Origin of the sequence: Gluconacetobacter dulcium (assembly GCF_014174165.1) — a bacterium.
GTDB classification, from domain to species: domain Bacteria; phylum Pseudomonadota; class Alphaproteobacteria; order Acetobacterales; family Acetobacteraceae; genus Gluconacetobacter; species Gluconacetobacter dulcium.
In genome coordinates this window covers 23,352-48,041 of record NZ_JABEQN010000012.1, presented here as the reverse complement: position 1 = coordinate 48,041, position 24,690 = coordinate 23,352, and the positions used below count along the sequence as shown (strand labels likewise).

The 24,690-nt window shown below is 63.4% G+C and carries 20 protein-coding genes and 2 pseudogenes; 12 read left to right on the top strand and 10 right to left on the bottom strand.

Going from position 1 to position 24,690, the window contains the following annotated elements:
* Window positions 1-100: 100 nt before the first annotated feature.
* Window positions 101-442, top strand: coding sequence for a Rieske (2Fe-2S) protein (locus HLH25_RS10860; protein ID WP_182974087.1), 342 nt, complete (start codon window positions 101-103; stop codon window positions 440-442).
* Here HLH25_RS10860 and HLH25_RS10855 read toward each other — a convergent pair.
* From HLH25_RS10855 to HLH25_RS10845, 3 genes are all read right to left on the bottom strand, one after another.
* Window positions 408-806: a DUF4186 domain-containing protein gene (locus HLH25_RS10855; RefSeq protein WP_182974086.1), complete on the bottom strand. Its 399-nt coding sequence runs from the start codon at window positions 804-806 to the stop codon at window positions 408-410. The two genes, HLH25_RS10860 and HLH25_RS10855, sit on opposite strands and share 35 nt — an antisense overlap.
* Entirely contained in the window at window positions 806-2,047 is a 1,242-nt protein-coding gene (gene tyrS, locus HLH25_RS10850) for a tyrosine--tRNA ligase (RefSeq protein ID WP_182974085.1), read from the bottom strand. The genes HLH25_RS10855 and tyrS overlap by 1 nt, the downstream gene beginning before the upstream one ends.
* A 322-nt stretch (window positions 2,048-2,369) precedes the next feature.
* A complete protein-coding gene (locus tag HLH25_RS10845) occupies window positions 2,370-3,035 on the bottom strand; it encodes an alpha/beta hydrolase (protein ID WP_182974084.1) in 666 nt (221 codons plus the stop codon).
* A gap of 610 nt (window positions 3,036-3,645) precedes the next feature.
* On the opposite strand from HLH25_RS10845, the gene HLH25_RS10840 reads away from it, so the two are divergent.
* From HLH25_RS10840 to HLH25_RS10815, 6 genes are all read left to right on the top strand, one after another.
* The gene (locus HLH25_RS10840) at window positions 3,646-4,791 is read left to right on the top strand and encodes a cysteine desulfurase family protein (RefSeq protein ID WP_182974083.1); all 1,146 of its coding nucleotides are present in this window, start codon (window positions 3,646-3,648) and stop codon (window positions 4,789-4,791) included.
* Window positions 4,788-6,029 carry a cysteine desulfurase family protein gene (locus HLH25_RS10835; protein ID WP_182974082.1) on the top strand — a complete coding sequence of 414 codons (1,242 nt, stop codon included), beginning with the start codon at window positions 4,788-4,790 and terminating at the stop codon, window positions 6,027-6,029. The genes HLH25_RS10840 and HLH25_RS10835 overlap by 4 nt, the downstream gene beginning before the upstream one ends.
* Window positions 6,017-6,331, top strand: a complete 315-nt coding sequence (locus HLH25_RS10830; protein ID WP_182966579.1) for a ferredoxin family 2Fe-2S iron-sulfur cluster binding protein — start codon at window positions 6,017-6,019, stop codon at window positions 6,329-6,331. Before HLH25_RS10835 ends, HLH25_RS10830 begins: the two co-directional genes overlap by 13 nt.
* Before the next feature lie 102 nt (window positions 6,332-6,433).
* Complete coding sequence (gene mnmA / locus HLH25_RS10825; RefSeq protein WP_182974081.1) at window positions 6,434-7,546, top strand: tRNA 2-thiouridine(34) synthase MnmA; 1,113 nt, start codon at window positions 6,434-6,436, stop codon at window positions 7,544-7,546.
* 110 nt (window positions 7,547-7,656) lie between these two features.
* The gene (locus tag HLH25_RS10820; RefSeq protein WP_182974080.1) at window positions 7,657-8,325 is read left to right on the top strand and encodes a glutathione S-transferase family protein; all 669 of its coding nucleotides are present in this window, start codon (window positions 7,657-7,659) and stop codon (window positions 8,323-8,325) included.
* A gap of 10 nt (window positions 8,326-8,335) precedes the next feature.
* Window positions 8,336-9,442, top strand: a complete 1,107-nt coding sequence (locus HLH25_RS10815) for a glycosyltransferase family 4 protein (protein ID WP_182974079.1) — start codon at window positions 8,336-8,338, stop codon at window positions 9,440-9,442.
* Window positions 9,443-9,446: 4 nt separating this feature from the next.
* Here the strand turns inward: HLH25_RS10815 and HLH25_RS10810 are convergent, their stop codons facing one another.
* Complete coding sequence (locus HLH25_RS10810; RefSeq protein WP_182974078.1) at window positions 9,447-10,178, bottom strand: hypothetical protein; 732 nt, start codon at window positions 10,176-10,178, stop codon at window positions 9,447-9,449.
* A 182-nt stretch (window positions 10,179-10,360) separates the two neighbouring features.
* On the opposite strand from HLH25_RS10810, the gene HLH25_RS10805 reads away from it, so the two are divergent.
* Together HLH25_RS10805 and HLH25_RS10800 are read left to right on the top strand one after the other, a co-directional pair.
* Window positions 10,361-11,347 (top strand): CobW family GTP-binding protein, encoded by a 987-nt coding sequence (locus HLH25_RS10805; protein ID WP_182974077.1) that lies wholly within the window; start codon window positions 10,361-10,363, stop codon window positions 11,345-11,347.
* Window positions 11,348-11,352: 5 nt separating this feature from the next.
* Entirely contained in the window at window positions 11,353-12,420 is a 1,068-nt protein-coding gene (locus HLH25_RS10800) for a WD40 repeat domain-containing protein (protein WP_182974150.1), read from the top strand.
* Between the two features lie 55 nt (window positions 12,421-12,475).
* Here the strand turns inward: HLH25_RS10800 and HLH25_RS10795 are convergent, their stop codons facing one another.
* The 3 genes from HLH25_RS10795 to HLH25_RS10785 form a co-directional block, all read right to left on the bottom strand.
* Complete coding sequence (locus HLH25_RS10795) at window positions 12,476-13,846, bottom strand: chloride channel protein (RefSeq protein ID WP_182974149.1); 1,371 nt, start codon at window positions 13,844-13,846, stop codon at window positions 12,476-12,478.
* 194 nt (window positions 13,847-14,040) lie between these two features.
* Window positions 14,041-14,937, bottom strand: a complete 897-nt coding sequence (locus HLH25_RS10790; RefSeq protein ID WP_182974076.1) for a cation diffusion facilitator family transporter — start codon at window positions 14,935-14,937, stop codon at window positions 14,041-14,043.
* A gap of 4 nt (window positions 14,938-14,941) precedes the next feature.
* Window positions 14,942-16,012 (bottom strand): cation diffusion facilitator family transporter, encoded by a 1,071-nt coding sequence (locus HLH25_RS10785; RefSeq protein ID WP_182974075.1) that lies wholly within the window; start codon window positions 16,010-16,012, stop codon window positions 14,942-14,944.
* Between the two features lie 130 nt (window positions 16,013-16,142).
* Here HLH25_RS10785 and HLH25_RS10780 point away from each other — a divergent pair, with 130 nt between their 5' ends.
* Window positions 16,143-17,828 carry an NAD(P)/FAD-dependent oxidoreductase gene (locus HLH25_RS10780; protein ID WP_182974074.1) on the top strand — a complete coding sequence of 562 codons (1,686 nt, stop codon included), beginning with the start codon at window positions 16,143-16,145 and terminating at the stop codon, window positions 17,826-17,828.
* A 36-nt stretch (window positions 17,829-17,864) separates the two neighbouring features.
* Here HLH25_RS10780 and HLH25_RS10775 read toward each other — a convergent pair whose 3' ends face one another.
* On the bottom strand, window positions 17,865-19,106 hold the full coding sequence (locus HLH25_RS10775; protein ID WP_246402021.1) for an MFS transporter: 1,242 nt from the start codon (window positions 19,104-19,106) through the stop codon (window positions 17,865-17,867).
* Window positions 19,107-19,229: 123 nt separating this feature from the next.
* Between HLH25_RS10775 and HLH25_RS10770 the strand changes: the two are divergent.
* Both HLH25_RS10770 and gmd read left to right on the top strand, forming a co-directional pair.
* Window positions 19,230-19,534 (top strand): annotated as a pseudogene (locus tag HLH25_RS10770) (transposase); the annotation flags it as partial.
* 189 nt (window positions 19,535-19,723) lie between these two features.
* Entirely contained in the window at window positions 19,724-20,719 is a 996-nt protein-coding gene (gmd, locus tag HLH25_RS10765; RefSeq protein ID WP_182974072.1) for a GDP-mannose 4,6-dehydratase, read from the top strand.
* Window positions 20,720-21,218: 499 nt separating this feature from the next.
* Here the strand turns inward: gmd and HLH25_RS10760 are convergent.
* Window positions 21,219-21,561 (bottom strand): annotated as a pseudogene (locus HLH25_RS10760) (transposase); the annotation flags it as partial.
* A gap of 62 nt (window positions 21,562-21,623) precedes the next feature.
* The gene (locus HLH25_RS10755; RefSeq protein WP_182974070.1) at window positions 21,624-24,635 is read right to left on the bottom strand and encodes a glycosyltransferase family protein; all 3,012 of its coding nucleotides are present in this window, start codon (window positions 24,633-24,635) and stop codon (window positions 21,624-21,626) included.
* Between the last annotated feature and the right edge of the window lie 55 nt (window positions 24,636-24,690).

The following is a 24,690-nucleotide window of genomic DNA, read 5'->3' as shown; positions in this document are numbered from 1 at the left end:
GTTGATGCGCTGACCCTAGCCTGATCGCTCCGGACCGGATAGGCAACCGTCCCGGAAGGATCGGAGGGGAACACAATTGGACGAGGATTGCGGCCGAAGCATGGATGGCTGGGTGCGTCTGTGTGAAACCCAGGCGGCGCGGACGGCGCCGCACCGCGTGGTGCTGGACGGGACGGGGTTGGTCGCGTGGCTCGCGACGGACGGCACGCCGCGCGTCTTCGTCGACCGATGTCCGCATCGTGATGCCCGGCTCTCGGCGGGATATATCGAGCAGGGGCGCCTGATCTGCCCCTTCCACCTCTGGGCCTTCGACGAATCGGGCCATTATGTCGGCCTCGATGGCGTGGCCGACCCGCAATGCGCGGTGGCGCGCTTTCCCGCCCGCGCGCGGGACGGCGCGATCTGGGTCAGGGACGTTCCCGCTCCAGCCACGTCCGGATGACCGTCAGGACGTAGGCGCGACCAGTCGGGTCCAGCGGCTGCCCCTTGGCGAATCCGTGCCATTTCTCCAGGCAGCCACGACAGCAGGTGGCGGTGGCATGCTGGGCGACGAAGACCGGGTGGCCGCGCCACGGCGTCTGCCGGCCGTCACGCGCCGGTCTGGCAGGGGCGAGGCGGCGGGCGATGAAATCCGCCGCGTGCTCCATGATCGTCGGCAGGCCCCTGTCTTCCAGATAGGCGCGGTCTTTCGCGTCCAGATGAAAGCGCGCGCGGAAGGTCGAGCGGGCCAGGGTCTGCCACAGCGCGTCAGGGATCGGCGGGGGCGGGGTGCCGTCGTCGGGTCCCCCGTCCCCCGGCCGGGTCATCAGGCCGGCCGCACCAGCAGGTGATGCTTGCGCCCGGAGGACAGCTTGATCGCGCCGTCCACCAGGTCCGCCGGGGTGACCATGAGCGATTCGTCTTTTACCGCCACGTCGTTGATCCGGGCGCCGCCGCCACGGATCAGGCGCCGTGCCTCGCCATTGCTGGCGGCCATGCCGCTTTCGGCGAACAGGCGGAAGGCGGGGATGCCGGCGCTCAGCAGGTCGGCCGGAATCGTCGTCGCGGGCAGGGCGGCGGGGGATTCTCCGGCCTCGAAGGTGCGGCGCGCGGTCTCGGCGGCTTCCTCGGCGGCGGCCCGGCCGTGGCATAGGGCGGTTACCTCGGTGGCGAGGATCTTCTTGGCCTCGTTGATCTCCGCACCGTCCAGCGCGGCCAGGCGGTCGCACTCGTCCAGCGGCAGGTCGGTGAACAGGCGCAGGAAGCGGCCGACATCGGCATCCTCCACATTGCGCCAGAACTGCCAGTATTCGAACACCGGCAGGCGCTCCGCCGACAGCCACACCGCGCCGCGCGCCGATTTGCCCATCTTGGCGCCCGAGGCGGTGGTGAGCAGCGGCGTCGTCAGCCCGAAGACCTGCTTCTGGTCGGTGCGGCGCACCAGGTCGATGCCCGAGACGATGTTCCCCCACTGGTCGGACCCGCCCATTTGCAGGGTCACGCCCATCGTGCGGTTCAGTTCGCGGAAATCGTAGGACTGGAGAATGGAATAATTGAACTCCAGGAAGGTCAGGCCCTGTTCGCGCTCCAGGCGCGAGCGCACCGAATCGAAGGCCAGCATGCGGTTGACCGAGAAATGCACGCCGACATCGCGCAGCAGGTCGATATAGGAGAGCCGGTCCAGCCAGTCGGCATTGTTCGCCAGCCGGGCGCCGGTATCCCCCTCGAATGTGAGGAACTGGCGCAGGCAGCCTTCGATCCCGCGCAGATTGGCGGCGATCGTCTCCTCGGTCATCAACTGGCGGGCTTCCTCGCGGAACGAGGGGTCGCCGATCCGCGCCGTGCCGCCACCCATCAGCGCGACCGGCCGGTGGCCGTGCTTCTGCATCAGGCGCAGCATCATGATCTGGATCAGGCTGCCGACATGCAGGCTGTCGGCCGTGGGATCGAAGCCGATATAGCCGGCCACCGGGCCAGCCGTCAGGGCGGCGTCCAGGGCCTCCATGTCGGTGCACTGGAAGATGAAGCCGCGGGCCTCGGCTTCCTGGATGAATTCGCTTTTCGGCATGGTCGGCTCACTCTGGTCTCATATGCGGCCCGGCCGGGTGAAAGGCGCCGGACAGGGGCGGCGATCCTCTAGCATGCCGGCCCCGAGACATGAACCCGGAGACGGACCTGTCTGGAAATGCGGGCTGGCGGTGGCCCGGTGGCCCACGGCCATCAAGGTCGCTACGCTGCGGTGCTTGGGAACGCATGGCGGGCGCGGCCCTTGTGGGCCGCTCTCGGTCACCCGCCCGGATATCCAGACGGGTTCCGAGGCCGGGGCGGGGCTGGAGCGCCGCCGATTGCCGTGCCGCCGGAAGGAAGCCCGGCGGCGCGGCAACAGGGGGTCAGTCGGCGGCCAGGGCCAGCGCGCCGCGCGCCATGATGGTGCTGACGTGGTCTTCCAGGGCTTCGGCCACCTGGTCGGCATGGTGGGCGAAGACGTGGTCGGCACCGGTGAAGATGCGATAATCCACCGAGACGCCCTTCTGGGTGTTCAGCTTGTCGACCAGCTTGCGGATCGCGGGTTCGGGAACCAGTTCATCCGCCTCGCCGGCGATCATCAGCCCGCCACAGGGACAGGGGGCCAGAAAGCCGAAATCGTAGTGATTGGCCGGCGGCGCGACGCTGATCCAGCCGGTGATTTCCGGCCGGCGCATCAGAAGCTGCATGCCGACGAAGGCACCGAACGAATAGCCGGCGATCCATAGCCCGCCAGCATTCGGGTTGACCATCTGCATCCAGTCCAGCGCCGCCGCTGCGTCGGAGATTTCACCGATGCCGCCATCGTAGCGGCCCTGCGAACGACCGACCCCACGCGAATTATATCGCATGACCGAGAAACCCATCTTCTCGAACGAGCGATACATCGCATAGGTGATGCGGTTGTTCATGGTGCCGCCATGCAGCGGATGCGGATGAAGGACCAGGGCGAGCGGCGCATTGGGCTCGCTGGAATGATGATAACGTCCCTCAAGGCGGCCGTCGGGGCCGGCGAACATGACCTCAGGCATTCGTATCCCGCAATATGCTTCCCGCGCCCCCTGGCATGGCGTCGGGATCGTTACTGTGGCGGCCGGTGGACGACGATGCCCCGTCGCCTGCCGGCGGATATGGAAGGGCGGCTCACGATCCGCCCCCTACAGATGGGCACATGGCCCTTGCGATCACGCTTGACGTCTGGTCATACCGACAGCGCCGATCCGAACGGGATGGGGGCAAGCCGACATTGCATCCTCATTAGTGGCGCAACGCGAAGGCGGCGCGAAATGCCGGTTCGTCAGGCGTGGATTGCATTTCAGACAGTCATGGAACCCCAGGGAACGCCGCCTGATGCTGGCTGGTTGACTTCCTGCGGGGTGTGGCCATAGTCCATTATCCCTTCATTGCATCAGGGCGGTAGCCACCGTCCATGAAAACCCGTGCGGACGACGCTGTTCCGCCCGGCATTGACAATACTCATCGCGCTTTCGGCGGTTCATGGACCGACCGCCTTGCTGTAGGGATGTATATAGCGATCCGGAATCGCCAATTGCCAGATAATTCGTATTTACATTGGCCGACACGGTCCGCGGCGTGTCGTCATGCCGGACGGGCGGGCACTGGGGGCAGGGGGAGATTGGCATGGAACGGGACTGGATCTATTTCGATGCCAACGCCTCGGAACCGGCACGGCCGGTGGCGCTGGAGGCCATGGTCCGTGCGGCATCCGTGATCGGGAATCCGTCATCGGTGCATCGGGCGGGGCGTCAGGCGCGTTCCGTGCTCGAATCGGCGCGGGAGCGGCTGGCGGGCCTGTTCGGCACCCGGCCGGACAATTGCGTCATGACCTCGGGCGGCACCGAAGCCAACCTGCTGGCGGTGGCCGGACTGGGGGAGGGGCGGCGGGTGCTGGCCTCGGCGGTGGAGCATGATGCGGTGCGCGCGGCGGCGGTCGCGGATATCATTCCCGTGGCTGGTGACGGCGTGGTGCGGCTGGATGTGCTGGAACGCATGCTGGGCGAGCCGGAGTCCCGCCCGGCGCTGGTCTGCCTGATGCTGGCGAATAACGAGGTGGGCACGATCCAGCCGGTGGCCGAGGCGGCACGCCTCTGCCACCGCCATGGCGCGCTGCTGCATGTCGATGCCGTGCAGGCGGCGGGGCGGATCGCGGTGGATCTGCGCGCGCTGGGCGCCGACAGCATGGCGCTATCGGGGCACAAATTCGGCGGGGTGAAGGGGGCCGGGGCGCTGCTGCTGGCCGGCGAGGCGACGCGGACGCTGCCGCCGGTGATGGCGGGTGGCGGGCAGGAGCTGGGGCGGCGCGGCGGCACGCCCGCCCTGCCTGCGATCGCCGCGATGGCCGAGGCGGCGGTGGAGGCTGTCGGGGCGCTGGCGAACGCGGACGCGGCATCCGTCATGGCGGGCTGGCGCGATGCGATCGAGGCGGCGGCGGTGGCCGTGGGGGCCGTGGCCTGCGGGGGGGCTGCGCTGCGCCTGCCCAACACCATATCTCTTGCGCTGCCGGGGCGCGCTGCCCAGACGCAACTGATCGCGCTGGATCTGGCCGGGTTCGGGGTGTCGGCCGGCTCGGCCTGTTCGTCGGGCAAGGTGGCGCGGTCGCATGTGCTGGACGCGATGGGGCTGGGGCCGCTGGCAGGCGAGGCCATCCGGGTTTCGCTGCCCTGGACGACGCGGGAGGATGAGGTGATGCGCTTTATCGACGCCTATCGCGCAATGGCGGCCCGGCTGCCTGCGCGCCGCGCGACGCTGGAGGAGGCGGGGGCATGACAGCGGACATTTCCGGCGCGGACGGGCGGCCGCTCTATCTGGATTATCAGGCCACCACGCCCTGCGACCCGGAGGTGGTGGCGGCGATGATGCCCTGGTTTGCCGAGGATTTCGGCAACCCGCACAGCGTGGACCACGCGATGGGCCGGCAGGCGCGCGACGCGGTGGAGGCGGCGCGGGCGGAGGTTGCGGCGCTTCTGGGAGCGGATGAGCGCGAGATCGTGTTCACCTCCGGTGCGACCGAGGCCAACAATATCGCCATCAAGGGCGCGGTGCGCCATCTGGCGGCGCGGGGCGATGTGCGGCGGCGCGTCGTCACCGTGGCGACCGAGCATAAATGCGTGCTGGAATCGGTGCGCGACCTGGCGGCGGAAGGGTTCGAGCCGGTGATCCTGCCGGTGGGGGCGGACGGGCGGCTGGACCCGGCGGTGCTGCGCGCGGCGCTGGCGGTGCCGACCCTGCTGGTCAGCATCATGGCGGCGAATAACGAGACCGGCGTGCTGCATGACATGGCCGCCCTGGCGCTGGAGGTGCGCGCGGCGGGCGCGCTGCTGCACAGCGACGTGGCGCAGGCGGCGGGCAAGGTGGCGCTGGATGTGCGGGCGATGGACTTCGATCTGGCATCGGTTTCCGCTCACAAGCTCTACGGGCCGAAGGGCGTGGGGGCGCTGTATGTCCGCCGGCGGCCGCGCGTGCGGCTGGCGCCGCTGTTCTCCGGCGGCGGGCAGGAGCGGGGGCTGCGCTCGGGCACGCTGGCCACACCGCTTCTGGTCGGGTTCGGCGTGGCCAGCCGCATTGCGCGGGTGGTGCGGGTGGATGAGGCACGACGGATGGCAGGGCTGCGCGACGGTTTGCTAAACCGTTTGCAGGCGGCCATTCCAGGTATGGTGGTCAATGGCTCCATGGCTCATCGGTTGTCGGCCAACCTCAATCTGCGGTTCCCCGACGTGCGGGCGCTGGATGTGATCGCGCGGGCGCCAGACCTGTGTGTTTCCACCGGATCGGCCTGTTCTTCGGCCGAACTGGTGCCGTCCTACGTGCTGACCGCGATGGGGCTGGATGCGGATGAGGCCGCGCGAAGCTTGCGTCTGGCGGTGGGACGCTATACCTCAGCCGCCGATATGGATCGCGCGGCGGCGATCCTGTGCCGGGCGGTGGCGGATGCGCGCGCGGCGGGGGTCGCCGCCCTTCACCCCACTGATGACGACACGGCCAGGATAGCAGAATGCCGCATATGATTTTCATCGAGCATGACGGAACCCGCCGCGAGGTCGACGCACCGGTCGGCCTGTCGGTTCTGGAGATCGCCCACAAGCACGGGGTCGATCTGGAAGGCGCGTGCGAGGGCTCGCTGGCCTGCGCCACCTGCCACGTCGTGGTGGACCCGGAATGGGCGCCGAAGCTGGCCGAGCCGACCGAGGATGAGGAAGACATGCTGGACCTGGCCTTCGGGCTGGAAAAGACGTCCCGCCTGGGCTGCCAGATCGTGATGACCGATGCCCTGGACGGGCTGGTCGTGCGCCTGCCTCGTACGGCCTGAGTGCCGGCCCGGAAACGTACGACGGCCGTGCCGCTTGCGCGGCACTCTCGCTCACCAGCCCATGTTTCCGGGCCGACATTTGATACCAAGGGGGTATGATTGATGCGGATCATGGTCGCTATGTCGGGCGGCGTGGACAGCAGCGTGGTTGCCGCGCGTCTGGTGGCCGAGGGCCACGAGGTCGTGGGCGCCACGTTGCAGCTCTATGATTCGCGGGCCAGCGCACGCAAGGGTGCGTGCTGCGCGGGCCGCGATATCCATGACGCGCGTCGTGTGGCCGACCGGCTTGGCATTCCGCACTATGTCATCGACGCCGAAAGCCGGTTTCGCGAGAGCGTGATCGAGACGTTTGCCAGCGCCTATGCCAGCGGCGAAACCCCGGTGCCGTGCGTGGCCTGCAATCAGGGCGTGAAGTTTACCGACCTGCTGGGCATGGCGCGCGATCTGGGCGTGGATGCGATGGCGACCGGCCATTATGTTCGCCGCATCGAAGGGGCGGCCGGGCCGGAATTGCATCGCCCGGTCGATGCGTCCCGCGATCAGTCGTGGTTTCTGTTCGCGACCACGCGCGAGCAGCTCGATTTCCTGCGTTTCCCGTTGGGCGACATGCCGGACAAGGCCGCCGTGCGGGCCGAGGCCGAACGCTTCGGGCTGGAGGTCGCCGCCAAACCCGATAGCCAGGATCTGTGTTTCGTCTCCGATGGTTCGTATGCGGAAGTGGTCGAAAAGCTGCGTCCCGAGATGGCGGGCAGCGGCGAGATCGTGGACGAAACCGGCCGGGTGGTGGGTCAGCATGATGGCGTGACCCGCTTTACGGTCGGGCAGAGCCGCCGGTTGGGCAACGCCGCGATGCGCGACGGCGAGCGGCAGATGGTGGTGGGGATCGAGCCGGCGGCGCGCCGGGTGGTGATCGGCCCGCGTGCGCGCGGCGCGGTGCATGAGGTCTCGCTACGGAACATGAACTGGCTGATTCCGCCGCCGGAAGAGGATCTGCGCTGCATGGTGCAGATCCGTGCGCGCGAAGAGGTGCGGGCAGCGACCGTGCGACGGACGGCGGATGGTGCCCTCGTGACGCTGGACGAGCCGGCGATGCCCGCACCGGGGCAGGCCTGTGTGCTGTATGATGGCAGCCGGGTGTTGGGTGGCGGGTTCATCCGGCGGCGGGAGCCGGTAGCCTCTTCTTTTTCTGAAGAAAAAGAAGCAAAAAGACTTTGATTCGTTAAAGAGCCTCGGACGCCCCCAGCATAAGGCGCCCTCAACGGATCAAAAGTTTTTTGGTTCTTTTTTTCAAAAAAGAACAAGAACTCTCGCAAGGGGTAACCACCATGGCGGACGGCAAACTCTATATCGGCACCCGGCGCTATTCCTCCTGGTCGCTCCGTGGCTGGCTGGCCGTGCACCTGGCGGGGCTGGATGTCGAGGACGTGGTGATTCCGCTAGCCGGCGGCGGTGGCACGATTGCGATCAAGGCGGTCTCGCCCAACGGGATGGTGCCCTATCTGGAGCATCGCGGCGCCCGTGTGTGGGAAAGCCTGGCGATCGGCGAATATTGCGCCGAGATAACGCCTGCCCTGTGGCCGCCGGACCGGCTGGCGCGGGCGCATGCGCGCAGCATCGCCGCCGAAATGCATGCCGGCTTCCGGCCGCTGCGCATGGCCCTGCCGATGAATCTGGGCCGCCATGGCCGACCGCTGGCGGGAGGGCTGGCCGATGATGTGCAGGCCGATATCGCGCGGATCGACGCCCTGCTGTCGGGCACCCGTGCCGCGTTCGGGCAGGGCGGCCCGTATCTGTTCGGAGCCGACCTGACGGTGGCCGATGCGATGTTCGCGCCGGTGATCGCCCGCTTCCTGGGCTATGGTGTGCAACTGTCGACGGTGGCGGCCGATTACGCGGCCCTGCTGCGGGCGCACCCGCTGATGGCGCGCTGGTATGACGATGCGGCCCGCGAGCCGGAAGCGTGGCATCTCGAACGGTTCGAGACCCTGGCCTGAACGGTCGGTGATGCGGAGCGCACCGGTCCTGACCGTCATGCCGCCGCGCGAGCGGTTCGCGCCTGGGCACGCAGGCGCGATCAGCCTGCTGGTGCATAGGCTGGCCGCGCCCGGCGATATCGTGGTCGGATCGCCTGTCGAACAACCTTTTGCCGACGTGGAGTTTCTGGCGGTACATCGCGTGCCATGGATCGTCTGGCCCCGCAGCACGGTAGGGCGTTATTCGGCCGGCGTGGCACGGATCGTGCGTCAGGTCAGGCCGGGGCTGGTCGAAATCCACAATCGGCCCGATATCGCCCTGTCATTGGCAGGCTGCTTTCCCGACCTGCCCATGACGTTGACCCTTCATAACGATCCGCGCGGGATGCGGGGGGCGATGTCTCCCGCACAGCGGGCCACGCTGGCACGGCGCATGCGGGTCATCGTTGTGTCGGACTGGGTGCGCCAATGCTTTGCCGAGGGGCTGTCCGATGTCGCGGTGACGGTGATGCCGAACTGCATCGACATGGCTTCCCTGCCGCCGCCACTGCCGGCGGCGGCGCGCGAGCTGACGATCTTGTTTGCCGGACGGGTGGTGGCGGACAAGGGGGCGGATGCGTTCGTCGCCGCCTGTGGGGAGGTGCTGCCGCATCTGCCGGGGTGGCGGGCACGCATGATCGGGGCCGATCGGTTCGGCGAAGACTCGCCCGAGACATCGTTTCTGCGGACGCTGCGCCCTGCCGCACAAGCGGCCGGAGTCGAGATGACAGGGTATCTGCCGCATGGGCAGGTGCTGGAAGAGATGGTACGGGCCGCGATCGTCGTGGTGCCCAGCCGCTGGGCCGAGCCATTCGGCCTGACGGCCCTGGAGGCGATGGCTTGTGGAGCCGCGCTGGTCGCCTCGCCGGTCGGCGGGTTGCCGGATCTGGTGGGCGATGCGGCGATTCTGGCACCGCCGGACCCTGTGGCCGGGTTGGCGGCAGCGATCGACGATCTGGCAGCCTCACCCGAGCGGCGGGCCGCGCTCTCGGTGCGTGGGCGGGCGCGGGCGGCGCTATTCGATTGCGTGGCGGCGCGTGAGAGGCTGGGCGCTCTGCGTCGGGCTGCTGTCGCAGGACGACTGCCGGATGGTTTGTGACCGTCTATAACTGCGGCAGGGTCTGTTCGACCTCGTTCAGGGCACGTTGGGCGGCCTGGATGTCGCTGTCCGGTTGTTTTTTCAGGTGGTGCCTTGCTGCATGGAGCAGGGCTTCCATCTGCTTTGCCAGCGTCCGGACGCTCTGCTGGAAAGCCTGATTGTCGTTTGTTGCCGTGGCACCTTGTCCGGTCTGCGAAGTGCTTCCGGATGCGGGATCGGGGGAAGCGGTCTGGTCTGGAACATCCGGAGTGCTCTGATGGTCTTGCGCCGGGGGCTGCGCCGTGGTCGTGACCATGGCGCCGATGTTGGCAAGGCTGGGGGCCGATCCCTGATTCTGCGCATATTGTTGCACGGCGACCGCAAGCTGATGGGCGAGTTGCGCCAGTTCGCCGGCCAGGGCCTTCGGCGCCGTGAAGGCCTCCATGAGCATCAATTGCCGGATCTGCGCGGTGAGGCGATCGACCCATTGTTCGGCCATGGCCCGGATGGTTCGCCTGCTGGACTGGATATCCTGATCCAGCCGCGCGAGCGCCGTCTGTGACGAGGACTGGCTGCTTTCCCCATGGGTAGGCGAGCCGGTTAGAAAAGCCAGGCCTGCCTGCGACAGCGTGATGATGTCCGATGACGCCTCGGCCCGATCCGGCTGGCCGGAGGTGGTGACGAAGACGATTTCGCCTTCCGCGATGTCGGCCGAAGAATAGGTGCCGGTCTGGGTGGTGACGGAGGAAACGGGCATCGTTCTATCCCTTGAAGCTCCCGGAGTGTTCGGAAGAATCGTTAACAGGTGGTCAATGGTGCTCGGTGCGGGATGGGGGCGTCGGCAGGGTACGCGCCGTTTCCCTTCACACGGGGGATGGGATGGACGCGCGGGGACGCCTATATGCTGAAGCGAATATGGACGCATGGACAGGAGACGACATGTCTGAGACCCAAGCGGCGACCGGCGACGGGCTGGTGCCGGTCACGGTGCTGACCGGCTTTCTCGGTGCCGGAAAGACGACGCTGCTCAATCATATCCTGACGGCCGAACACGGGCGGAAATACGCCGTCGTGATCAACGAGTTCGGCGAACTGGGTGTGGATAACGACCTCGTGGTGGATGCCGACGAGGAAGTGTTCGAAATGAACAATGGCTGCATCTGCTGCACCGTGCGGGGTGACCTGATCCGCATCCTGGGCAGCCTGATGAAGCGGCGCACGAAGTTCGACGGCATCATCGTCGAGACCACGGGACTGGCCGATCCGGCACCCGTCGCGCAGACTTTCTTCGTCGACGAGGATGTGCGCGGCAAGACGCGGCTAGATGCGGTCGTGACCGTGGTCGATGCGCTGAACATGGTGCAGACTCTGGAGGAAAGCCCCGAGGCGGTGAACCAGATCGCCTTCGCCGACGTGATCATCGTGAACAAGACCGATCTGGCGGACGAGGCGACGCTGGCTGCCATCGAGGCGCGTATCCGCACCATCAACCCGGTCGCCCGCCTGCATCGCGCCCAGCGCGGCAATGTGGCGCTGGCCGAGGTGCTGGATCAGGGCGGGTTCGATCTGGCGCGGGCGCTGGAACATGCGCCGCACTTCCTGGAGGACACCAGCCATTCGCATGAGGAGAACGTGACCTCGGTCTCCTATGTGGTGGAAGAGCCGCTGGATGCCGCGAAATTCCAGGCGTGGATCGGTGCGGTGCTTCAGGAGCAGGGGGCGGATATCCTGCGGGCCAAGGGCATCATGAACTATGAGGGCGAGGACCGGCGTTTCGCCTTCCAGGCCGTGCATATGATGGCCGATGGCGGGTTCATCGGGCCGTGGAAAGAGGGCGAGAAGAAGGAATCCCGTCTGGTGATGATCGGCCGCAACCTCAATCGCCCGCGCCTGCGTCGCGGTTTCGAGAACTGCCGCGCACGATGACGGGGATGCAAACCGAGAGCGGAGCCCCGGCCGGGCTGCTCGAACGGCGGGGCGCCACGCGCACGCTCGATGGCCATGTCATCGGCTGCGTGGCGTCGCGCGACAGCAACCAGTTCGCCTTCGCCACCGCCGAGGGTGATGTGGCGCTGGCGACGCGCGGGGATTTCGCCAACGCCGCCGCGTGGCAGGTGCAGACGGTGCATGACGGCGCGATCCTCTGCCTGGCGCCGGACGCCGCGCCGAGCGGCTTCCTGACCGGCGGCGACGATTCCACGCTGCGCCGGATCGGCGCGGACGGCGCGGTGACCGACCTGGTGCGCGGCCGGCGCTGGATCGAGCATGTCACCACCTGGATCGACGCCAAGGGTACGCCGAAATCGGGCGTCATCGCCTTTGCCTCCGGCAAGCAGGTGGAACTGCGCGATGCTGCCGGCACGACGACGCTGAAGGTGCTGGAACATCCCTCCACCGTCAGCGGCCTGACCTTCGATGCCAAGGGCAAGCGGGTGGCGGCGTCGCACTATAACGGGGCGTCGATGTGGTTCGTACAGGCCAAGATCGACAATCCGAGGCGGCTGGACTGGAAGGGCAGCCATACCGGCATCATCATCCATCCGGGCGGCGACGCGCTGGTGACCAGCATGCAGGAAAACGAACTGCATGGCTGGCGGCTGGCCGACGGGCACAACATGCGCATGAGCGGCTATCCGGCCAAGGTGCAGTCGATGGCGTTCTCGCGCACCGGCAAATGGCTGGTGACCAGCGGGGCGGACAGCGTGGTGATGTGGCCGTTCTTCGGCGGCGGCCCGATGGGCAAGGCACCGGTCGAACTGGCCGGAATGCCCGGCGTGATCTGCCGGCGCGTAGCGTGCCATCCGGTGCATGAGATCGTGGCCGCAGGCTTTGTCGACGGCACGATCCTGCTGGAAGATGCTGCGGCGCAGAAGGTCCTGCCGGTGCGCGATGCCGGCGGTGGGGCGATCTCGGCGCTGGCCTTCAGCCCAGACGGCACCGGCCTGGCATTCGGAACCGAAGACGGCGCGATCGGGATCGTGGATCTGGCAGCCCGCTAAAGGCTGTGGGGCGTGCGCGCAGGCAAGCGGGCGCGCCTCTTTCAGCGTCTCTCGTTCACGAAGCGCGTTCGCCGTTGGTCGGGGCGGGCAGGGCGGTGCCCCCCTCGGGTTTCGGCGTTTCGGCCGGCGGCGCCTGTTCCACCACCGAGAGGAATTTCTCGGCCAGTGCGCTATAGAGCGAGCGGGAGCAGATCATGCGGGAGACGGCATAGGCGAGGAACGACGTGGCGAGCAGTGCCAGCGTCACCTGCTGGTTGTCCGACATTTCCATCACGATCACGCTCGCCGTCAGCGGCGCCTGCACCACGGCCGAGAAATAGGCCACGGTGCCCAGAAGGACCACCGCGCCGGGCGTGGTGTGCGGCAGGAACTGCGCGACCCAGCCGCCGATGCCCGCCCCGATGGCCAGAGACGGCGCGAACAGCCCGCCCGGAATGCCGGAACAGTAAGATACGATGGTGGCAATATATTTCAGGATGAAGAACGATGCCGGATAGCTTGTCTGCCCGGCGATGATCTCGCGTGCCTGAAGATAGCCCGTGCCGTAGGTGATCCCGCCCGAAGCGATCCCGAGAATGGCCAGCACCAGGCCGCAGCTTGCGGCGAAGGCGATCGGTCGGCGGACCACGAACCGGCCAAGGATGCCCGGCAGGCCATGCTGCGAGGTCCGGATCAGGATGGCCGAAAACACACCGCCGCTGATGCCGCCCAGAATGCCGCAGGTCAGCACTGCCATCCAGCTTATGCCGATCGGGACGACGACGTCGGTATGGCCGAAATAGGTATAATTACCGACCAGCGCGATGGCGGTGACACCCGACAGGATCACGCCCGTCAGCATCGTGCCGCTGGTGCGCTGTTCGAAGGAATGGCTCAGTTCCTCGATCGCGAACACGATTCCGCCCAGCGGCGTATTGAAGGCCGCCGACACGCCGGATGCCCCGCCGGCCAGGATCAGTCCGCGCCGGACGCTGACCGTGGACAGGTTAAGCCATCGTCCGAAATTATGCATGATGGCCGCACCGACCTGTACCGTCGGCCCTTCGCGCCCGATCGAGGCGCCAGCCAGCAGGCCCAGCGTGGTCAGCAGGATCTTGCCGAAGGCGATACGCATCGACAGCAGCCGGTCGACGATGGTGAAATTTTCCAGGTGAAGGGCGGCGATCGTCTGCGGAATGCCCGAACCCTGGGCACCGCGGAACCAGGTTCGCGTCAGCCAGGTCGACAGCGCCAGCCCGGCGGGGGTCAGCGCCAGCATGATCCACGGGTCCCACGCGACCAGCCGGGTCCGGAGCGCGGCCGCGCTGTCCGCCGCCGTCGCGAAGCCGACCGCCACCACGCCGACCAGCACCGCGGCCGCCCAGTAGACGATCTTGCGGCGCCATTGCGCGGTCGTGACCCGGGCGGAACGGCGCAGATGTCGCATATGACGGATGCGCAGTTCGGTCAGGTCGGTTTTCATCGTCGCGTGTCCAGGGCAATAGCCTCTCCGAACGGTGTCCGGGTGGCGATGGCGGTTACGTACCGCCCTTTACTCCGTATATGTCGGCTGTTTCCACAGGAACCGTGTCCTTATCCGTGACCGGAGAGGGAGGCTGTGTTGTCACCGACACAAGGGAACTACCGCGGAATCGCGATCCCGCAATGCTTGGCCTTGCGTTCCGGTTCGACATGGATGTGGATCAGAGCCTCGCCGACGCGCGCGCGCAGCGCGGCCTCGATCCGGTCGCAGATCTCGTGCGCGGCATCCACGCTCATGGCGCCGGGGACGACAAGGTGAAACTCCACGAAGGCCATCGCCCCGACGATGCGGGCGCGCAGGTCGTGCGCCTCGATCGCGCCGTGTCCGCTGGCGGCGATGACCTGGCGGATCGTCTCCAGGGTCTCGGCGGCGGGTGCTTCGTCCATCAGGCCGGCGATGGATTCGCGCATCATGCCCCAGCCCACCCGCAGCACATTGAGTGCAATCAGCCCTGCCAGCAGCGGGTCGATCCACGGCCAGCCGGTCAGGGGGATCAGGATGAAGCCGCCCACCAGCCCGACGGTGGTCCAGACATCGGACATGACATGCTGGCCAGCCGCGACCAGGGTAGGCGAGCGTTTCGCCCGCCCCGCCCGCAGCAGAACCAGCGCCCACGCCAGGTTCAGCACCCCGGCCGAGCCGTTCAGTGCGATGCCCAGCAGCGGGGCATCAGGCAGGCTGGGATGCTGCCAGTCGATCCATGCTTCGCGGCCGATGACGAAGGCCGTGACCAGTACCAGCACGCCCTCGGCCACGGCCGAGAGATATTCGGCCTTGTAATGGCCGTACGTATGGTTCTCGTCCGCCGGCAGGCTGGCGATATGCAGCGCCCACAGGCCCGTCAGGGCGGCGACGACGTTGATGATCGTCTCGACGGCATCGGAATAGAGTGCGATCGAGCCGGTGACGCGCCATGCTGCGTATTTCAGGCCCAGTGCCGCGATGCTGACGCCAAGACTGGTCCAGGCCAACGCGGTCTTGCTGATGTCCGGCATGCGGTCAGGGTACGCTTGCGTCGGCCAGCACGCAGCGGGTGGCGTAGGACTGGGTTTCGATCTGAAAGGTCGGGTGACCGATGCTGAAGCGGGTGCGCAGCGTCTCGGTCGCATCGCTCAGCAGCGTGTCGTCGGCCGGGACGGCGCAGACCAGATGCACGGTCAGTGCGGTTTCGGTGGTGCTGATCGGCCAGATATGCAGGTCGTGCAGGTCCTCCACGCCCGGCAAGGCGCGCAGATAGGCTTCCACGCCCGTGCGGTCGATGCTGCGGGGCACGCGGTCCAGCGCCATGTCCAGCGAATCGCGCAGCAGAGACCAGGTGCCGGCGACGATGGCGCAGGACAGTGCCAGGCCCACGATCGGGTCCAGTCGGACCCAGCCGGTATAGTAGATGACCGCCCCCGCGACCACGACACCGGCCGACATCACCGTATCGGCCAGCATATGCAGGAAGGCACCGCGAATGTTCAGGTCGTCGCCGCCATGGGCGAACAGCAGCGTCGTGGCACCATTGACCACGATTCCTCCCGCCGCCACGGCCATGATCGTGCCGCCCGGAACGGCCGCGGGTTCGATCAGGCGCAGGATCGATTCCCAGACGATGCCGCCGGTCACCAGCAGCAGCGCCACGGCATTGCCCAGTGCCGCGAGGATCGAGGACCGCCGCAGCCCATAGGTAAATTCGGCACTGGGCGCGCGCTTCGACAGCGTATGCGCCAGCCACGCCGCCGCCAGTGCCAGCACATCGGAGAGGTTGTGCCCCGCATCGGCCAGCAAGGCCAGCGCGTGAGAACTGACGCCCCAGGCGGCCTCGGCGATCACGTAGACCAGGTTGAGCCCGATCCCCCAGGCGAAAGCGGCGCCGAACGACGTGGGCGCATGGACATGCCCATGTCCGTGATGTCCATGATGGTCATGGTCATGGTCATGGTCATGGTCATGGTCATGGTCATGGTCATGGTTGCAGGCGTGCGCCCCGTTCGGCCCGGTATGCTCGTGCGCGGATGAGGAATCGTGCGAATGGGCCATGGATGCGGATTCTCCTCGAACGGCGGCTCTCTCTATCAGAAGCATTGCGCCGGGGGCCAGTCCCGCGTTCTTTCGTCATGGCAACCGGTCGTGATAAGGCACGGCGCATGGTTGCCGGTCGCTCCGGCTGCCTTTGTACACTCCCGTAATCCCGCAAACGGATGCTCCGCCCCGCATGATCCGATTGACCGAAATCAGGCTTCCTCTCGACCATCAGCCCGACGCGCTGGTGGCGGAAATCGTGCGCCGGCTGGGTATCGCGGGCGAAGACCTGCTGAACCATACGATCTTCCGGCGCGGTTACGACGCGCGGCGACGAGCGGCGATCACGCTGGTCTATACGGTCGATTGCGCGGTACGGAACGAGGACGTCGTCCTGGCGCGGCTGTCCGGCACGCCGCATGTCGGCGTCGCGCCCGACACCGAATATCATTTCGTCCTGCGCGACGGCCCGGATTTTGCCGACCGGCCGGGTTATCGCCGCCCGGTGGTGATCGGGGCAGGGCCGTGCGGCCTGCTGGCCGGTCTTCTGCTGGCACAGATGGGCCTGCGCCCGCTGATCCTGGAACGGGGCAAGGTGGTGCGCGAGCGCACCGTCGACACCTTCGCGCTGTGGCGTAAATCGGTGCTGACGCCCGAGAGCAACGTGCAGTTCGGCGAGGGCGGTGCCGGCACGTTCTCCGACGGCAAACTATACAGCCAGGTCAGCGATCCGCGCCATTACGGGCGCAAGGTGCTGCATGAATTCGTCAAGGCGGGTGCCCCGGAAGAGATCCTGTATCTCTCCAAGCCGCATATCGGCACCTTTCGCCTCGTGTCGATGGTCGAGCATATCCGCGCCGAGATCGAGGCGCTGGGCGGCACCTACCAGTTCGATACCCGCGTCGAGGATATCCTGCTGGCCACCGATGAAACGGGCGCGCGACGGGTCGCGGGGCTGCGCCTGGCCGATGGCGAGGAGATCGCGGCCGATCATGTCGTGCTCGCGGTCGGCCACAGTGCGCGCGATACGTTCACGATGCTGCATGGCCACGGCGTGGCGATGGAGGCCAAGCCCTTTTCAATCGGCGTGCGGATCGAACATCCGCAGTCGGTGATCGACGCAGCACGGTTCGGCGCGCAAGCGGGCAATCCGCTGCTGGGGGCGGCGGATTACCGGCTGGTGCATCACGCCTCCAATGGGCGCGCGGTCTATTCCTTCTGCATGTGCCCCGGCGGCACGGTGGTGGCCGCGACCTCGGAGGAAGGGCGCGTGGTCACCAACGGCATGAGCCAGTATTCCCGCGCCGAGCGCAACGCCAATGCCGGGATCGTGGTCGGTGTGACGCCCGAGGCCGACTACCCCGGCGGCCCGCTGGCCGGCATCGCCTTCCAGCGGCATTGGGAGCGTCAGGCATTTCTCGCGGGCGGGGGCGACTACCGCGCACCCGCGCAGCGTGTAGGCGACTTTCTCGCCGGCCGACCCTCCACCCATCTCGGCACTGTCGAGCCCAGTTATCGCCCCGGCGTCACGCCGACCGACCTCGCCATCTGCCTGCCGGATTTCGTGGTGCTGGCGATGCGTGAGGCACTGGCCGCATTCGGCGGACAGCTTGACGGGTTCGACATGGCGGACGCGGTGCTGACGGGCGTGGAAACCCGCACATCCTCGCCACTGCGCATCCCGCGCGGCCCGGACGGGCAATGCACCAACGTCGCCGGCCTGTATCCGGCGGGCGAGGGGGCGGGCTATGCCGGTGGCATCCTGTCGGCGGCCATCGACGGCATCCGCGTGGCCGAAGCCGTAGCCCTGACCATGGCGGGCCGGCCAGTGGACGGGCTAATCCGTCAGACCATGACCCGCGCTGCCCAGGCCCAGTAGTCTTCCCGCCTGACCGACGAAGGGTGCGTAGATCGGCTATTTCCCGAACCGGCGTTGTAACAGGAAGAGATGCACCACCGGCCAGAAACTGAGAATGGCGGCCACCAGCAGCGACATGCGCAGGGCATCGGCACCGAAATGCGGTGTCAGCATATCGCTGATCCATCCGAAGAGCGGCGGGCCAAGCCCGATGCCGATCGCATTGGCCGGTAGCGCGTACATCCCCACTGCGGCTGCCCGGCGATGCGCCGGAACCACGCTGGGGATCGCCCCGTAAATCGGCCCGGTGCACAGGGCCGAAAGCGTCGATGTCAGCACCAGCATCGTCAGCGACAGATCAAGTGAATGCGTCAGCACCTGGATGACCTGAAACGGTTGGGCAATGAGATAGGACCAGAAAGCAAACCGCATCGCTCCACGAAAACCGAAGCGTGATGCCACGCGGTCGGCAATCGGGCCGCCGAGAAACGTCCCGACCACGCTTGCGATCCCGATACCGATGCCGAACCATGCGCCAGCCTGGCCAGATGACAGGCCAAATGACCGCATATAGAAGGAAACGCCCCACAAGGTGACGCCGTAGGTCACGACCTGACTGGTGACACCATACAGCAGCAGGTCGCGCAACGGCCGGTTGGCGAGCAATGCGCGCCACGATTCCGCATTTCGCGCGACATGCGGCAGGCGCGGTTCGCGGACGAAAAGAACCATCAGGATCGCAACCGGAATCCCTGCCAGCCCGACTGCCGTAAATGTCATGCGCCAGCCGACATGCTCCACCAGCCAGCCGCCCCCTGCCAGCCCGATGATGTATCCAAGATAGGATATCCCATAGGCAATCGAAAACGACGTGCTGCGCTTCTCGGCAGTCGAATAAGCCGCATTCAATGCGGCAGATGAGGGCGAGAATGCAGCCTGCCCTAGCCCCACGCACACGCGGGCGGCCGCCATGCTGGCGATGCCATGTGTGCGCCCCATCAGGGCGGTTGCGGCACTCCACAGCGCAATGCCGAACGACGCCATGCGCGCGGCAAACCCTCGATCGGAAAGCAGCGCGAACGGCAGGATCATCACGCCGTAGAGCAATGCGAAGGCGGTCCCTCCCAGCAGCCCCACCGTGGCATCCGATAGATGCAGATCGTGCTTGATCGCATCATTTGCCGTTGAGAACACGAACCGATCGATGAAATCGAGCATACCCGCGACACCGAGCAGCAGGATGACAACAGGTGACCAGCCACGCTTGCCCAGACTGCCCTCTGGCCTCGTTCCGCTCATGCCCGACGCCCGAACGCCCAGAATGTGTAGTGTGTCATCAAATGCTTCCATTTTTGTGCGCGGTCTCAACCCGTAGCACAGCCAGGAAAGCTGCGGAGGACCGCCTGCCATGAGCAATGAGAGGTGGCCCCGTTTTTTGGACAGGGTGATAAAGTTATCCCCGGCCTGGAAGTGGCTCTTGAGGCGATCCGTGGCGAGCAGAAGTTATCGGAACTGGCGTCGAGGCACGGTGTGCATCAGACGATCATTGCCCAGTGGAAGCGCCAGACGATTGAGGGCATGACTGCGACCTTTTCGGGCAAGGCCGTTGCGGAACCTGCGACGAGCGCAGCCGAGGTCGAGAAGCTTCACGCGAAAATCGGCCAGCTTTTGGTGGAACGGGATTTTTTGCAGGATGCCTCTGTTCGCTTGGGCGTGACCAGAGGCGGAACCCGCAAATCTGTCCGAACGAATGGGGCCACCTTTTCACCTCTATCGAACGCGTTGCCGAAACCAAAAAAATTGTCTAGATTCTTTTTTTCATTTTCAGCATCGACGACTTATGTGTGTTCCTTGTTGATAAGTGATGGTTGTGATATGGCATAATTTATTAGAATTAAGTAGAGGTAAGCGCTACAGTGACGAGACGTGCATTAATCACCGGCATTACCGGGCAAGACGGTGCCTATCTTTCTCAATTTTTGATCGAAAAAGATTACGAAGTCTTTGGTGTCGTACGCAGGTCGTCTCATAGATCGGTGGATGACCATCGTCTGCGTTGGCTGGGTATTGCCGATAAGGTAAACTTGGTTGATGGCAATCTGGCTGATGTCTCGAGCTTAATTCGCATCATGCAAGATGTTCAGCCGGATGAGGTGTATAATCTTGCGGCTCAGTCATTCGTTCCCACATCATGGCAGCAACCGTTATTGACGGCCAATATCACTGCCGTCGGCGTAACGAACATTCTTGAAGCGATTCGTATTATTAAGCCGGATGCCCATTTTTATCAGGCGTCATCGTCAGAGATTTATGGTCTCATACAAGAACCGATGCAGTCTGAGACAACGCCTTTTTATCCGCGATCGCCCTATGCGGTTTCAAAACTGTATGGCCATTGGATTACCGTGAATTATCGCGAAAGCTTTGGCCTGCATGCTTCTTCAGGGATACTTTTCAACCATGAGAGCCCCCTTCGCGGAGCAGAATTCGTAACACGAAAAGTCACAAAAACTGTTGCTGAGATTAAGGTGGGGTTAGCTACCGAGCTTCGTCTGGGCAACATTGACGCGCAGCGTGATTGGGGTCATGCGCGTGATTATGTGCGCGCGATGTGGATGATGTTGCAGCAGGACAAGGCTGACGATTACGTGATTGCGACAGGCGTTACGACGACTGTTCGTGATATGTGTCGCATCGCATTTGCCCATGTCGGACTGAAAATGGAAGACTACCTGATCATCGATCCGGCTTTTTATCGCCCCGCTGAAGTTGATGTGCTTCTTGGCAATCCTGCAAAAGCCAAGGAAAAAATCGGTTGGGAGCCGCAGATCTCACTGGAGAACATCATCTCGGAAATGGTCGAGGCCGATCTGCAACGGGCGGAGATCTGCAAGCGTTCGCTTGATCGATAGATATTATGAGTATTGCTTGGTAGTTTCACTGGTTGCAACAGGGAAGGGGCGGGCAGTAATCTCGTCGATGCATCACATTTTGCGGCGGTTCGCCTTCCTACTTCCGAGGTCACGCTCTTTAATTTTTTCCGTCAACGACGCCAAGTCAGACAGTCAGAGATCGAAAAAATTAAATGCGGTGAGGATAATACTTCCCGATCTGCATTAATCGGCTGGCGTCGCCAATATCGGTTGAGAACAAACGCGAATTCGTATTCAGGCCATGAGGCAATTTATCAGAACTTCGGCAGTCTGACGTGCTCCCCGAAAACCCGGCCAATTTGAGTTGGAATTTTCCATGTAAGATCCCGTAAGCGGGACGAGGAGAGTTCCATGAAGGCATCTAGAGCATAATCCGATCAATCTGGTTCATACCCTGCTGCGGTGAAGCAGGCGGCGGCTTGGCTATGAAAGACATCGTCGATTGCGCCGCACGCCGCGTCCTGGAGTGCATCGATGGTTCGGGGCGCCACTCGTCTGATCCATGCCTGCACCTTGGCGAAGATGTTCTCGACAGGGTTGAAGTCGGGACTGTAAGGCGGCAGGAACAGCAGGCAGGCACCGACTGCCTCTACAGCCTCCCTCGCTTCAGCACTCTTGTGTGCCGGAAGGTTATCCGCAATGACGACGTCTCCCGGCAACAGCGTTGGAGCGAGTACCTTGTGGGCGTCGGCGGCGAACCATTCACCAGTCATTGGGCCGTCCAGCATCATTGGCGCGGTCATTCCGGACAGGCGCAGTCCGCCGATGAACGTCGTGGTTTTCCAATGTCCATGGGGCACAGACATTCGACAGCGCGTGCCAGTCCATTGGATCAAGATCTAACAGGACCTGGACATTGTCCTTTCTCTGATGTCTCCGGTGTTCACTCATCAAGAAGATTGACTACCGGCTTGACGAATTTATGAGAATGGAGTGACGTTTCAACTGAATCCGAAAAAGCATCATCGGTGTCGGGCATTGCGGTCGCCTCATCGATAGCCACCAAGTCTTCACACGGAAGAATGCCAACTGCCGCGACGTACAACCCGAGATGGCGATGATCTAGCGTCTCTCCAGCCTCGTTCATTACCTGTTCAGCGTGATGAAGCGTCAGACTGACAGAGATGCGCCGCGCCTTCGAGCTCAAAGAGCGTGGAATTGGGAACCGGAGATCCTGTAGCGCTTCGCCGACCATCTGATTGCCACATCGCAGACCGTTAACCGCTACCGAAATGCTCTGTGACGCACCGTCTCGGGACGCCCGTCCGCAAGCCAGCAGGTAGAGATCGCATCCACCCACGGGCTCGTCCACCAGAAACTCCATCCGAGCATAACGCCCGTTCATCCAGACAAAATCATTTTCTGGAAACGAAAAGCCTCCTCTCAAGAAGACGAGGCCATCGCTATTTATGGATAATTCATGAAGGACACCTATTTCTGCTGGTCCTTTCCTCAATGCATGCTCAGAAAATCCCTCCGAGGTTGCCGCCCGCTCCAATTGAGTTGGTAGCTGAATCTGATCTTCCGGAGCATCTTCATGCGGAACGATACCAACCGCTATAATAAACAATCCGAGATGGCGCGGGTCCAAAACAACGTCGCCAGTCTCGTTCATTACCTGCTCAGCATGATGAAGCGTCACACTAACAGAAATACGTCGTGCTACGGGATTCACAGTATCCGGGATTGGAAACCACATGTCTCGTGGTACACTACCAACCGTGTGAGTGCCACAACTCCGACCATTGATCATTACAGAGACAGTCTGCAAAACGCCGTCTCTGGACACTCGCCCGTTAGCCAACAAGTAGAGATCATGACCGCCCACAGGCTCGTCCATCAGGAACTCAAGACGAGCATAGCGACCGTCTATCCACACACCGCTGTTCTCCGGCGACGAGAAGCCACCCTTCAGAAGTGAGAGGCCTTCGCTGTTGTGCGACAAATCGTAGATAAAGCCAATCTCTTTGGGCATCTTCGTCAAGGCCAGCGAGTTCGTCGCCTCAGTCGCAAGCCGAAGTTCGGCCGACCGTTCGATCCAGCGTTCGTTGCCGCGATAGGCATCCAGCACGAAAGATGCCTGTTCTACCTCAGGAAAAACGAGGTCGATATGTTCCATCTGCCACCGGAGATGGACGTATGTCGCGCGACAGGTCTGAGCCAGCGAGCCACGCAAGAGCGCTTCGACGTTTAAATAGCGACTATGAAAGCTGTCCAGCAAAGACACTAGCGGTTTCGACATATTGTCGAGCAACGAGGTGCGATAGAGGAAACGACCTATCTCACGAGGAAGCGCACAATGCACTATATCAGCGAGACGATCGAACCGCAGTTCCTCAAGATGCCGTTTCGCGATTTCGTCGATCTGCATATCCTCGACGATCTTGCCGGAGCATGCAAAACTGCTCTCTGGGGACGCTTCTAGGACCTCGGCGAGCGAGACCACATGGTCATGGAACCACAGATCATCCGGGTGAATAAAACAAAAGAATGGCGTCTGGATGTCGGATAACGCTCGCAACATTAACGGGCCGGTTCTGTTCCGTCGCTGCGGTTCGATGTCGAATTGCTCGCCGGCAGAAGAAAGATTATCAGAATAGATCCGAACAGATCGGAAAAAATAAAGCTTCTTGCGACGAAAGTCAGGTGTAAAACGCTCTTCAAGGCGCTTGTCACAAACGATAATCAAATCAATCTGGCATCTTTTCTGCTGACTAACGAGGTTGATCATTCCCATCAGCAAGGAAAATTCGAGACCCGTATATTCGACAAGAACAGTGATTTCTTGGTCCGGGATGCTATTTCGCTCGTGCAGTTGCGCGATACGCTTGTCATGCTGGGCAATGATGTCAGTGAGACACCGTTCCAGTGTGAACATTTCCCTGAAACGGCGCTGAGCCGTGAGTGCACGCGCTCGCGCACTCGCAGGATCCTTACGGATCGCCAGCACTAAATCCCTAACCTGATCGGCAAGCGCCTTTGGCGCTTGCGTATCGTCAATAATATAAACACAGTCTGCAAAATATCGATCGATAAAAGGGTTGGGATTGGCAATGATCACGGCCCCGGCCGCCAACCCTTCGAACAACCGGTTGCTCATGATGCCGGATTGCTGATGAGATTTTGACGATAACGCGAGACAAATTCCGGAACTATGAACACGTTTGACGACGCTCTCCCCGTCAAAGGGGATTTCGTCTCTGTAGCATTTAAATCCTCGCCAGGGCTCAGCATTTAGAAAGACCTTAGGGCCATAGATATCGATCAGATCTTCCGCATCAAGCAATGCAAGAAGGTCATGGTGACGGCCACGTTCACCAGTAATCCGTTCCCAATTAATGCCGACATAGAATAGACGCGACGTCTCGCTCACAGACGGCTCAAAATGAAAATCCGGAACACTATGGAAGAGTGTAGGCAATGTTTCTTCTAATGGACGCCCAAAACCGGCAAAAATATTGCGTGCATGATCGTCTGCCGTCGTCGAATGGCAAGATAGCGCCGCATCGTGGCTCGCGAGCGAGCATGTCGTTCGAACGTAGCCCGGCCCGACAAAAAAATCTGGCGGGTTCCAAAGGGTCGCGTAGGAAAAAATATCATAAAGTTTGGGCGATTCAAAATGCAGCGAGATGACGAAATCGCAATCTTCTTGAGTAATCCTGACGTTGGAACCGGTCTTTCCCTCAGTGCTCGACCAAACCTTATATCCATCATTATCAACGATAATCGTCTCGACGCCGATATTGCGTGCGGCGCGCCGAATTCTCTGGACGACTTCATATTCGGCGTTCTTAATATCTACCCAAGTGAGAACAATTGCCAAAGTGCGAGAATTATGTTGATCTTCAGAAGACATTCTGCTGGGCCTCAACGTTAAAATAATAATTTTCTTCAAGGGTCTATCATTTATCGTAGCACTGAGTCTTGTGCAAGAACTCTAACCCAATCTT